Here is an 11,699-nt window from a genome sequence, read left to right as displayed (position 1 = left end):
CAATTATTTTATAAAATTATTATTTATTGTAATTATATTTTATATATTTAGCTATTTTAGGCCATAATATTTTATCAGCCCCATATCCGGCAATCATGTTCACATGACCGCTTGCGGCCGAGGTATGGGTGGCGGCCGGCAGATGTTTCAGGATATCCTTCGCAGATGCGGGGGGGACGATCCGGTCGCGCGCCGGGGTGATGACATGACAGGGCAGGGTAATCTCTTCCGGCAGGATGGCCCGGCCTTCCACCATCCATTCCCCCTTGTGGGTCAGGTTATCCCGGTACCATCGGTTCAGGCAGTCAAAGGCCAGGTTGAGGGCAAGTGGCGCCCCTTCGTTGGCCCAGTCCTCGATGGCGACAAAAATTTCCGTTTTCGGGTCGTTCGGGTCGAGGGTGGCGAAGCGGCGGAATTTCCGGTCTGACAGGGTCGGATCAAGGCTGAAGAAAAACAGCTGCATGATGTCCATGGGAACAAACCCTATATCCTTAAACAGATTTTGAGACTTTTCCATGATGTCCAGAAAACCCTCCAGCTGTACATTTCGTTCCGCATGAAAATCCCACGGCGTGGCGATCAGGGTCAGGCTGTCGAGCACGCCTTCCCCCTGCAGGATATGGGCGGCGGCAATGGACAGGTTGCCGCCCATGCAATACCCCAGGAGATGGACGGGGCGGTCATGGCGGCGGGCGATTTCCCGGATCATCGGCACCAGCCGGTTGGCGATATAGTCATCCAGCCCGAAATGTTTTTCCAGCGGCCCCGGCGCGTCCCAGTCAACCAGGTAAGACCGCAGGCCTTCGGCGGCCAGGGTGCGCATCAGGCTGTGTTCTTCCATCAGATCAAGGATCCAGGACGGGTTGATCAGGGAGGGCACGGCGATCACCACCGGGCCGTCGGCGGTCTGTTCGCTGCCATAGTCCAGCAGCCGGGTGGTGCCGCTTTCCAGGGCCACCGGCGGTTGGGTGACCTGACGGCAATAGGGGTGGCTCTGGTAAGCCTCGATCCCCTGCATCATCTGAATGAGCCGCTCCTGCGCCTGCATCATCACCGTCTGTTGCAGCAGGATCATATTTTCCTTCTGCAACTCGTCACGTAAGAGCCGCGCCGCCTGTTCGCGGGCCGGGTGACAATGCAGCCCGCCCATCAGGAACAGGGGCAGGCTGGCCGCCGCACTCATCCAGCTGCTGGTGGCGTTGGCCACATGCAGGGGCAGGGGCCGGGGTCCGGTGCGTATTTTCTGTGTGGGAGACTCGTCCGTCATGACGTTAGTATAAACCGGTGAGGGGCCGGAAAGTAGAGGGAAAATAAAAAGCCCCGCAGAATTTGCGGGGCCTTTGAAATGCTTTTACCTTGAAAGGCAGCCTAGTTGGCTTTCGGCGTTGCCACCACATAGTTGATCACACCGGCCTGGCGGACGCCTTCGACCACTTCGATCACTTTACCGGAAGAGGATTCGCGGTCTGCCTTGATAACCACGGACGGTGTGTCCATCTTGGCCTTGTCGCGTTCCACGTTGGGGCGAACGGCGCGGACGTCGATCCGGCGCTTGTTGTACCAGACTTCGTCACGGGCAGTAATATCAATAAAGATACTCTGGGCCTCGGTGGGTTCCTTCGGCTTCTGCGAGCTGTCAGGACGGCTAATTTCCACACCGGTTTCCTTGAGGAAGGACGCGGTGACGATAAAAAAGATCAGCATAATGAAAACAATATCAAGCATCGGAGTCATATCGATGTCGGTATCGTCTTCGGCTCCTTTACGTTTATGACGCATGTAAAACTCCCTTGTTCGGAAACAGTTATATTGGATTAGTTTTCGTTTTCCAACCCAAAAGTGAATTTAAGCTTCAGTCCTTTTTGCCGGATCGGCATGCCGTCCAGAAATTTCGGTTTATATTTAAATTTTATGACAGCCCGGAGCGCATTCTTCTCGAAAATTTTATCTGATGAGTCAATCACATAGGGATCAACAACGGCTCCTTGATCGTCTATTTCATAACCAATGAGCACATAACCCTCTATCTTTCTCCGGCGGGCAGAAAAGGGATATTCCGGATTAAATGAGGCGACCAGTTTCGCCGGCAGCACGGCGAATCCGGTACCGTGCAATTCCAGTTGAGGGAGAGTGGTGTATAATTTGTTTTCGATGATCCGAAGGTCAGGTCGAGTCTGTCTGAAATACTCGTCGATAAACTTCCCGGGAATTTCAGGCTTGGTCACATATGGGATGAGACCGCAGATGATGATCACTGGCTGGTAGGGCATGGGAAAATAACCGGCAATCTGCTTTTCAAATGCCATATCCTCCGGCGCGGTCATTCGCTGCATGAGATAGAAGAGGCCAAAGGTGACGGCAATCGCCGCAAGAAGGGAGAAACCCGCCCTGATGAACAGGGACAGGGTTTCTCCAGTGCTGCGGGGTGACCAGAGATCAGGCATTGTCCTGCAGTTCATAGGTGAATTTATACAGCAGGTTGCCCTGGGCGACCGGGGAGCCGTCCACCACTTTCGGCTTGTATTTGAATTTGGTGATGGCCCTGAGCGCGCTTTTTTCAAAAAGCCGGCTGGAGGATTCGATCACATAGGCATCGGTCACCGCGCCTCGTTTATCGACGGTAAAACCAACCACCACATATCCGCTCAGTCCCTGGCGGGCGGCTGAGACGGGATATTCCGGGGCCACGGCGGTGATGGCATAGACCTCTCCGTCAGAGAATCCCACTGTATTCTTGTGGGGTAATTCCGGGGTGACAGGGCCTCTGTCGAAACCTGTGTTGATTTTAACATCATTTCCAGGGAGTGGATCCAGCGGGAGTTCCTCCCTGTCGACAATTTCGACTGGTTCAGGGCGTTCCGGTCTTTTGATTGTGTTGTCTATAGGCTTTGGGCGACGAATATCGCCCATGATCACTGGCTCGAATTTCACGTCCGGGATCTGGATATCCGGTGTCCTGGTCATCTGCTGCATGAAGAAAAACAGGCCGAAGGTGACCACCATGGCCAATGAGAAAGATGTTCCTGCGCGTGCTATCATATCCACCTCCTTTGATAAGTAATGTTATAAAATAACATACTTGTTATAAGTTAACAATACCTTTGGCCAGGGGTGACTTTCAGTCTTTTTTGTCAGATGGTTTGGCCTGGGCGGCGGACAGGGTTTCGACCCATTTTTCCAGCGCCTTGGGATCGGTGGCCCAGATGGTCAGGTTCTGCTGCCAGAAATCAAGATACTTCCCGGCGAGTTCTTTCACGTCAGGTTTTTCTGAGTCTGCAGCGGGGTCCGGTGTTTTGGTTTTTTCGCTCATAGAGGCAGAGTAACACCGCTTTGACGGGACAAAAAGACCGGATTGGACCATTCGTCTTGTTTTTGTTATTGTTGCGCAGCATTTTTCTTGCGCCCTGCAGCATTTTTGCAGCATGATACCGGCGACATGCAAATGTATGCAAAACGGGGACAATAAAAAATATCAATCCTCCCTGTTTTGAAAAGGGGTTTAGGTGTTTTAAAACTGGAAGGTAGGGACTTGGCTAAAAAGGACAAAACTGAAAACGGACAGATTGTCATCAAGAAATATGCAAACCGGCGGCTGTATAATACAGACAGCAGCAGTTACGTGACGCTTGATGATCTGGCAACAATGGTCCGTGACGGGAAAGAGTTCATCGTCCGCGATGCGAAAAGCGGCGAGGACATTACCCACAGCGTCTTGACGCAGATTATTTTTGAAGAGGAAAGCAAGGGGGAAACCCTGTTGCCGATCAATTTCCTCCGCCAGCTGATCGGATTTTACGGCGGCGGCCTGCAGCAGGTGGTGCCGGATTATCTTGAATCCAGCTTGTCCATGTTTTCCGAGAATCAGGAAAGGTTCCGGCATTTTGTCGAGGAGAACTTTGCCGCCGGCACGCCCTTCTCCTTCAAAACCTTCAAACCGTTCGAGGAGCTGACCCGAAAGAATATGGCCGCCTTCGAGAACGCTATGCAGATGTTCAGCCCGTTCCACGGCATTCCCCAGCCGGAATCCCAGGAAAAGGGAAAACCGGCTGATGCTTCTAAAGATGACGATCAGCTCAGCAAGCTGCAGGAGCAACTGGCCGCCATGCAGCAGCAACTGCAGGAACTGCAGAAAAAATAACCTCATCACTCAAACTCAAAAAAACTGACAAGGTGAAAAATGAAAAAGTATCTGGGATATACTGGACTGAGCCTTTTGCTGGGATCAGCCCTTCTGGCCGGGGGATGTTCCCCCGCCAGCGAGACATCGGAAGAACAGGCCAGCCTGACCTCCGGTGTGCATGCGGAACATATGAAGACCGACGTCCGGCCGGGCGACGACTTCTTTGAATATGTCAACGGCACCTGGCTCGAAACCACGGAAATTCCGGCCGACAAATCAAGCATCGGCTCCTTTTACTACCTGCGTGATAATGCCGAAGATGATGTGAAGGCCATTATCGAGGAAGCCGCCGCCGCCGACAATGCGCCGGGCTCGGACGCCCAGAAGGTCGGCGACTTCTATAACAGCTATCTGGATATGGAAACCCGCAACGCCCGCGGTATCGAACCGCTGGCGCCCGAGTTTGCCAAAATCGACGCCATTGCCTCCTATGATGACCTGGCGGCCTGGTTTGCCTATGCGGACAAGGTCGGCTTTGATGCGCCGTTCGGACTTTATATCAACAATGACGCCAAGCAGGCCGACCAGTATGCGGTCTATGCCTGGCAGTCCGGACTGGGCCTGCCGGACCGGGAGTATTATTTCAAGGACGACGAAAAATCCGTCGAGACCCGGGAGAAATATGTCGCCCATGTGGAGCGCATGCTGACCCTGGCCGGACTTGACGATGCCGCGGACAAGGCCAAAAAAATCATGGCTCTGGAAACGGCTCTCGCTGACAAGCACTGGCTCAAGGAAGACAACCGTGATTCGGTCAAGCGTTACAACAAATACGAACGCGCTCAACTGTCCGGTCTGGTGGCGGATTTCGACTGGGACGGGTACCTTAAGGAAACCGGCCTTGCTGATCTTGATGTTCTGATCATTAACCAGCCCAGCTATATGGAGGCCATGGCCGGCATTATCCGGGACACCGATCTTGAGACCTGGAAGACCTGGGCCAAATGGAGCGTGATCAACAATGTCGCCGGCCGGCTGACAGAGGAAATCGACCAAGCCAATTTCGATTTCTATGGCAAGGTTCTGAGCGGCACGCTGGAACAGCGGCCCATGTGGCGCCGGGCGGTTACCGCCGTCAACGGCACCTTGGGGGAAGTGGTCGGCAAGGTTTATGTGGACAAGCATTTCAAACCGGAAGCCAAGGCCCGGATGCAGGAACTGGTCGCCAACCTGGTCAAGGCCTATGAGGTCAGCATCAGGGACCTCGACTGGATGGGCGAGGAAACCAAACAGCAGGCGCTGGAGAAACTTCATAAATTCACCCCCAAGATCGGCTATCCCGACCAGTGGAAGGATTATGAAAAGCTGGAAATCCGGGCCGATGATTATTTCGGCAATGTCAAACGCGCCCGCATCGTCGAGCATGACCGGGAGCTGGCCAAGCTCGGCGGCCCGATCCAGCGCTGGGAATGGCATATGACGCCGCAGACGGTCAATGCCTACTACAATCCGACCATGAACGAGATCGTCTTCCCGGCCGCCATCCTGCAGCCGCCCTTCTTTGATATGGCGGCTGACGATGCTGTCAATTACGGCGCCATCGGCGGCGTGATCGGCCATGAAATCGGTCACGGTTTTGACGACAAGGGCAGCACCTATAACGGTGATGGGGAACTGCAGAACTGGTGGACGGATGCCGATAGGGCGGCGTTTGAGGAACGCACCGGAAAGCTTGTCGCCCAGTATAACGGCTTCGAGGCGCTGCCTGAGCTCAATGTGAACGGCGAGTTCACCCTGGGCGAGAATATCGGCGACCTCGGCGGCCTCAGCATCGCCTACAAGGCCTATAAAATGTCTTTGGACGGCAAGGACGCGCCGGTCATTGACGGCTTTACCGGTGAACAGCGTTTCTTCATCGGCTGGGCCCAGGCCTTCCAGGGCAAATACCGGGACGAGGCCCTGCGCACCCGGATCCAGACCGATCCGCACAGCCCGGCCAGTTTCCGGGTAAACGGCGTGGTCCGCAATGTGCCGGCCTTTTACGAGGCCTTCGGCGTCGGTGAAGACGGCGGCCTGTACCTCACCCCGGAAGAGCGGGTGAAAATCTGGTAAGTGCCGGATCAATGGAATCAGAAAAGGCGGCCCTGGTGCCGCCTTTTTTATTGGAGGTTCACTCCGACTGGCTCTGGATATATTGCAGCTGGCTGCGGATGCGGGGCCAGCTGGCATCGGCCTGGATACGGTTGTCGCGGAAATTTTCCAGCCAGTAGGCCTTCGTCTGTTCATTATGATGCAGGTAAAGAAGCCCGTCGCGCATGGACCAGATCAATGGATCTGTTGGGCTGGAGTAGCCTTTGACGATCATCACCGGTTCGTAGCCGCCATACTGGGGGGCGAATTTGTTGGGATCATCAGCAAACAGATCGCGGTTTTCCGGCGAGGCAAAGCGCCAGCGGGAGCCGGCCCAGCTCACTTCATACAGCGGATCGCCATAGACCGCTTTTTCTTCGGTGAAATAGGCGACCGGATCATAGCCGTGAATGGCAATGCCGTTATCGTCATCATAGATCAGGCTGTCGGCAAAATAGCTTTGCGACGTATAATAGAAAGCCAGTCCGCCGAGGATGGCCACGGTGAAAGCGGACAGGAAAAGCAGGTATTTCGGTAATTTGTCCATGACGGCCTCATTCAGTTTGGTAATTTCTGGCACCTTACTGCGGGGGCGATCAATTTCCAATGATAGAATTTACCCGAGCGGCGATTTTTACCCGGTCCGATCCGGCCTGTCACTCATGCTTAATAAAAGTGACATTTTTATCTTATGGTTAATCCTTCTCTTACCTCTTTACCTCAATATGAACATATTCCCGTCTCAAAAAGGCCGCTTCTTTTTGGCACGATATATGCAAGGTTTGGAATATATGCCGGAATTTCTGAATGGAAAACGGCCGTAGACCGGAGTGAGAATGATGATTACTGCAAAAGCCGACAGACTGTCACATACCCGCGAAACAGCGCTTCGTCTGATCAAGTGCATGGGTTTTTCCGCCGCCCTGGATTATTGCAAGGACAGCCAGTGGCTGGGAATTGCCAGTGAAATCAGGTTGATACGGGACGAACGACAGGTCCGCTGACCGCCCCGTTTCGCCATAAGTATCTCTCTTTTCCGCCGAAGGATACTTATTCCGGAAGCGGAACGTTATCTGTTAAAACTCAGTCCCTTCCTGTGTTATCCGGATAATTTTAATTTTCCCGCCCTGTCCGGATTTGGGAAAAATTCCCAAAATATGAAAAAAATTCCGACAGAATCCGATGATTTATCCCGGATTATTAAATGGGAAGCTCCCTGTTCCGGCGATCTTGGGTATTTTTTTCTTTAGTTGTTTTTTTCCGTTTCACTTAACCTTACACTAACGCCTGGGCGCTATGACTTGGTCTGAAGGCAGACAATTTACTGGGGCGACAAGGGCGCGGAAATGCACAGCGTTAAACTGATTATTTTATATCTGGCCAAATATCTCGGCCTGTTTCATTACAGCCGGAAGAAAACAAGGCGCGGATTGCAGATCCTCTGTTATCACGGCTTTTCGCTGGCTGACGAACATGATTTTCGCCCGAAACTGTTCATGACCGCCGGCACCCTTGAGCGCCGCCTGAAGACCCTCAGGGACAGCGGTTTTCCGGTCCTGCCCCTGGGCGAGGCTTGTGAGCGGCTGAAGGCCGGCAGCCTGCCCGACAATGCGGTAGTGATCACCATGGATGACGGCTGGCAGGGATCGGCGGACCACGCCTGGCCGCTGTTCCGGAAATACGGGTTTGACTGGACACTTTACCTCACCACCTATTATGCGGAAAAACAGACCCAGGTGATGAACCTGGCGCTGCAGTATCTGTGCTGGAAGAGCCGGGAAAAGACCGTCGACCTGAGCAGCCTGTCCCGCGAGTTTGGCAAGTCCCTGCGTCTTGATGTGGATATGAGCCGGGAAGATCTGGCTTCGAGGCTGGTGGAGATCGGGGAGCAAATCCCGACAGCCCAGGACCGGCAGGATTTTGTCCGCCGGGCGGCTTCTGCCTTCCGGCTCGACCAGAAGGAATTCGAGGACAAGGGCCTGTTCCGGCTGATGACGCTGGAGACCAGCCGGGAAATGGCCGACAGCGGCGTCGATATCCAGCTGCATACCCATCGCCATACCCTGGGCGACGGCAGCCGCGAAAGCCTGGCGAAAGAACTTGCCGACAACCGGAAAAGGATTGCCAGGGCCGGGAATAAGGACCCGCAGCATCTGTGTTATCCCAGCGGTTATTACGAACCGCAGCATTTGCAGTATCTGGAGGAGCTTGGAATCAAAAGCGCCACCACCTGTTTCGCGGGTCTCAATTACCTTGATACACCGCTTCTGGAACTTAAGCGCTTCCTTGACGGAGAGAATATCTCCCACATCGAGTTCGAAGCCGAACTCAATGGTTTTCAGGAACTGTTGCGGGGCTTTCGCAAATAATTTGACATAAAAAAAGCGCCTCACCGGACGCTTTTCTTTTTCCGTTTACGACTGCCTTAACGGGTCGGTATCGGTTCGTCACCGCGGTAGTCATAGAAACCGCGTCCGACTTTCTGGCCGAGCCAGCCGGCTTCCACATATTTGACCAGCAGCGGGCAGGGCCGGTATTTGCTGTCGGCCAGACCTTCGAACAGGACCTGCATGATGCTGAGGCAGGTGTCCAGGCCAATGAAGTCGGCAAGCTGCAGCGGACCCATCGGGTGGTTGGCGCCAAGCCGCATGGCCTTGTCAATGGATTCGACGGAGCCCACGCCCTCATACAGGGTATAGATGGCTTCGTTGATCATCGGCAGCAGGATCCGGTTGACGATAAAGGCCGGGAAATCCTCTGAACTGGCGCTGGTTTTGCCCAGTTTCTTTACGACTTCCCTGGCGGTGCTGTAGGTTTCTTCGCTTGTGGCGATACCGCGAATCAGTTCCACCAGCTTCATCACCGGCACCGGGTTCATGAAATGCAGGCCGATGAATTTTTCCGGCCTGTCCGTGGTCGAGGCCAGGCGGGTGATGGAAATGGAGGATGTGTTGGTGGCCAGAAGAGCCTCGGGTTTGAGTTTCGGGCAGACTTCCTGGAAAATCTGTTTTTTGACATCCTCGTTTTCGGTGGCGGCTTCAATGACCAGATCGCAGCCGCCAAATTTGTCGGTTCCAACCACGGGTGTGATGCGGGCGATCGCTGCTGTTGCATCTGCTTCCGCTATTTTGCCTTTGGCAACCTGGCGACCGATATTGCCTTCGATGACTTCCATCGCCTTGTCCAGATTTTCCTGGCTGATGTCACTCATCAACACATCATATCCGGCCAGACAAAAGACATGGGCAATGCCGTTGCCCATTTGCCCTGCACCAATTATGCCTACTGTTTGAACCATGTCTGGCTGCTTTCTTACTGTTATTTTATCGTTGAATTACGCTGTACTATAAATTCCCCCTCCCGAATTGGGAAGGGGAACATATTGTTTGTTATGATAACGCTTTCTCCAGCTCAGGCAAAGCCTGAAACAGGTCAGCAACCAGACCATAGTCGGCCACCTGGAAGATGGGGGCTTCCTCATCTTTGTTGATGGCGACGATGACCTTGGAATCCTTCATGCCGGCCAGGTGCTGGATCGCCCCTGAAATACCGACGGCGATGTAAAGGTCAGGGGCCACGATCTTGCCGGTCTGGCCGACCTGGTAATCGTTGGGCACAAAACCCGCATCGACAGCGGCGCGGGAGGCGCCGACGGCGGCCCCGAGCTTGTCAGCGACAGCTTCGACCAGGGCGAAATTCTCGCCACTGCCCATGCCGCGACCGCCGGAGATGATGATCTTGGCGCTGGTCAGTTCCGGACGTTCGGATTTGGAAAGTTCCTGTCCGACGAAGCTTGAAATACCCGGATTGTCCGCGGCGGAAATATTCTCCACCGTGGCGGAACCGCCTTCAGTCGCGGCGGCGGCAAAGTTTGTCGTCCGCACGGTGATGACTTTCTTGGCGTCAGAGCTCTGCACGGTGGCGATGGCGTTACCGGCATAGATCGGGCGCTGGAAAGTATCGGCGCTTTCGACTGAAATAATGTCGGAAATCTGTGCCACATCCAGAAGCGCAGCCACCCGCGGCATGAAGTTCTTGCCGGTTGTCGTGGCGGCGGCGAGGACGGCATCATACCCATCAGCCAGGCCCACGACCAGCGGGGCGATGACTTCGGCCAGCGGATGCTCGTAATCGGCGGCATCGGCGACCAGAACCTTGGCCACACCGGCGACTTTGGCGGCAGCGTCGGCGACGGCGCCACAGCCGGAACCGGCCACAAGCACATGGACGTCACCGCCAAGGGCGGCGGCGGCAGTGATGGCATTGAGGGTGCTGTCCTTAAGGACTGCATTGTCATGATCGGCAAATACAAGTGATGTCATGTTCAGAGTACTCCCGCTTCGTCGCGCAGTTTGGCGACCAGTTCATCCACGCTTTCAACCTTGACGCCGGCCTGCCGTTTTGGCGGTTCCTCGACTTTCAGGGTTGTCAGCCGGGCGGCAGTCTCCACACCGTAATCGGCCGGGGACTTTTCATCCAGCGGCTTGCGCTTGGCTTTCATGATGTTGGGCAGGGAGGCATAGCGCGGCTCGTTCAGGCGCAGGTCGCTGGTGACCACGGCCGGCAGGTTGAGCTTCACGGTCTCGAGGCCGCCGTCGACTTCACGGGTGACATTGACGGAACCGTCTTCCATATTGACTTCGGACGCGAAGGTGCCCTGCGGCCAGCCCAGAAGGGCAGCCAGCATCTGGCCGGTCTGGTTGCAGTCATCATCAATGGCCTGTTTGCCCAGGATCACAAGACCCGGGTTTTCCTCGGCGACAACGGCTTTCAGGATCTTGGCCACGGCCAGCGGTTCCACAACGTCGTCGGTTTTCACCAGGATGGCGCGATCGGCGCCCATGGCCAGGGCCGTCCGCAGGGTTTCCTGGGCCTGGGCCGGGCCGACGGAAATGGCAATGATTTCCTCTGCCTTGCCGGCTTCCTTCAGGCGGATGGCTTCCTCCACAGCGATTTCGTCAAAAGGATTCATGGACATTTTGACATTCGCAAGCTCAACGCCTGTATTGTCCGCCTTGACGCGAACTTTGACGTTATAGTCGATAACCCGTTTTACCGGGACCAATATTTTCATTTATCTGGGTCTCCGTTTGCTTATTCAGAATTGAAACTACTCTGATCCATTACGCTCTGCAATGGATGAAATGCGTTTTTTTGGCAGTGCAATGGTTACCGGACGGTAACTAAACAAGGGTGTGCTGTCAACATTTCATTACCGCCGTTACTCTTCCCTCAGGGCAGGATAAAAACATTCGTTTGAAAACATATGAATAATGGCGAAAAACAGCCATTTGTGCAAGATAAACCGCTCGAAAAAAACTCGCTTTCCGGTCGGGAAAATTAACAGGACAAGGCTGAAAAGTCTGAATCGACATTCTGCCGGCCGGCTTTCACTCTTTTTTGCAGTGCAATAAACAAGGGGTTAAGACGGGATCTGGCGGAATATTTT

The 11,699-nt window shown here is 54.3% G+C and carries 13 protein-coding genes; 4 read left to right on the top strand and 9 right to left on the bottom strand.

Translation table 11 applies throughout. The features are described 5' to 3' along the window. Positions 1-19: 19 nt before the first annotated feature. The 5 genes from ACORNT_RS02750 to ACORNT_RS02730 form a co-directional block, all read right to left on the bottom strand. A complete protein-coding gene (locus ACORNT_RS02750; RefSeq protein WP_321395057.1) occupies positions 20-1,267 on the bottom strand; it encodes an alpha/beta fold hydrolase in 1,248 nt (415 codons plus the stop codon). A gap of 101 nt (positions 1,268-1,368) precedes the next feature. Continuing rightward, on the bottom strand, positions 1,369-1,779 hold the full coding sequence (locus ACORNT_RS02745) for a biopolymer transporter ExbD (protein ID WP_321395055.1): 411 nt from the start codon (positions 1,777-1,779) through the stop codon (positions 1,369-1,371). Positions 1,780-1,814: 35 nt separating this feature from the next. Continuing rightward, complete coding sequence (locus ACORNT_RS02740) at positions 1,815-2,444, bottom strand: energy transducer TonB (protein ID WP_321395054.1); 630 nt, start codon at positions 2,442-2,444, stop codon at positions 1,815-1,817. After that, positions 2,437-3,039: a TonB family protein gene (locus ACORNT_RS02735; protein WP_321395051.1), complete on the bottom strand. Its 603-nt coding sequence runs from the start codon at positions 3,037-3,039 to the stop codon at positions 2,437-2,439. Before ACORNT_RS02735 ends, ACORNT_RS02740 begins: the two co-directional genes overlap by 8 nt. Positions 3,040-3,118: 79 nt before the next feature. Further along, on the bottom strand, positions 3,119-3,310 hold the full coding sequence (locus ACORNT_RS02730; RefSeq protein WP_321395050.1) for a hypothetical protein: 192 nt from the start codon (positions 3,308-3,310) through the stop codon (positions 3,119-3,121). Between the two features lie 219 nt (positions 3,311-3,529). On the opposite strand from ACORNT_RS02730, the gene phaR reads away from it, so the two are divergent. Continuing rightward, on the top strand, positions 3,530-4,138 hold the full coding sequence (phaR, locus tag ACORNT_RS02725) for a polyhydroxyalkanoate synthesis repressor PhaR (protein WP_321395048.1): 609 nt from the start codon (positions 3,530-3,532) through the stop codon (positions 4,136-4,138). Between the two features lie 39 nt (positions 4,139-4,177). Continuing rightward, positions 4,178-6,232 carry a M13 family metallopeptidase gene (locus ACORNT_RS02720; protein WP_321395045.1) on the top strand — a complete coding sequence of 685 codons (2,055 nt, stop codon included), beginning with the start codon at positions 4,178-4,180 and terminating at the stop codon, positions 6,230-6,232. Positions 6,233-6,290: 58 nt separating this feature from the next. On the opposite strand, the gene ACORNT_RS02715 is transcribed toward ACORNT_RS02720, so the two are convergent. Next, positions 6,291-6,797, bottom strand: coding sequence for a YHS domain-containing (seleno)protein (locus ACORNT_RS02715; RefSeq protein WP_321395044.1), 507 nt, complete (start codon positions 6,795-6,797; stop codon positions 6,291-6,293). Between the two features lie 289 nt (positions 6,798-7,086). On the opposite strand from ACORNT_RS02715, the gene ACORNT_RS02710 reads away from it, so the two are divergent. Together ACORNT_RS02710 and ACORNT_RS02705 are read left to right on the top strand one after the other, a co-directional pair. Further along, positions 7,087-7,254: a hypothetical protein gene (locus tag ACORNT_RS02710; protein WP_321395041.1), complete on the top strand. Its 168-nt coding sequence runs from the start codon at positions 7,087-7,089 to the stop codon at positions 7,252-7,254. A 342-nt stretch (positions 7,255-7,596) separates the two neighbouring features. Next, the gene (locus tag ACORNT_RS02705) at positions 7,597-8,619 is read left to right on the top strand and encodes a polysaccharide deacetylase family protein (protein WP_321395038.1); all 1,023 of its coding nucleotides are present in this window, start codon (positions 7,597-7,599) and stop codon (positions 8,617-8,619) included. A gap of 56 nt (positions 8,620-8,675) precedes the next feature. On the opposite strand, the gene ACORNT_RS02700 is transcribed toward ACORNT_RS02705, so the two are convergent. From ACORNT_RS02700 to ACORNT_RS02690, 3 genes are all read right to left on the bottom strand, one after another. After that, complete coding sequence (locus ACORNT_RS02700; protein WP_321395035.1) at positions 8,676-9,548, bottom strand: 3-hydroxybutyryl-CoA dehydrogenase; 873 nt, start codon at positions 9,546-9,548, stop codon at positions 8,676-8,678. A gap of 91 nt (positions 9,549-9,639) precedes the next feature. Further along, entirely contained in the window at positions 9,640-10,572 is a 933-nt protein-coding gene (locus ACORNT_RS02695; RefSeq protein ID WP_321395032.1) for an electron transfer flavoprotein subunit alpha/FixB family protein, read from the bottom strand. A gap of 2 nt (positions 10,573-10,574) precedes the next feature. Then, complete coding sequence (locus ACORNT_RS02690) at positions 10,575-11,324, bottom strand: electron transfer flavoprotein subunit beta/FixA family protein (protein ID WP_321395029.1); 750 nt, start codon at positions 11,322-11,324, stop codon at positions 10,575-10,577. Positions 11,325-11,699: the final 375 nt, after the last annotated feature.

Origin of the sequence: Emcibacter sp. (assembly GCF_963675455.1) — a bacterium.
In the GTDB taxonomy this organism is placed as follows: Bacteria; Pseudomonadota; Alphaproteobacteria; order Sphingomonadales; family Emcibacteraceae; genus Emcibacter.
Note: the sequence above shows the minus strand (reverse complement) of the source record. Positions and strands in the feature narration are given on the sequence as shown.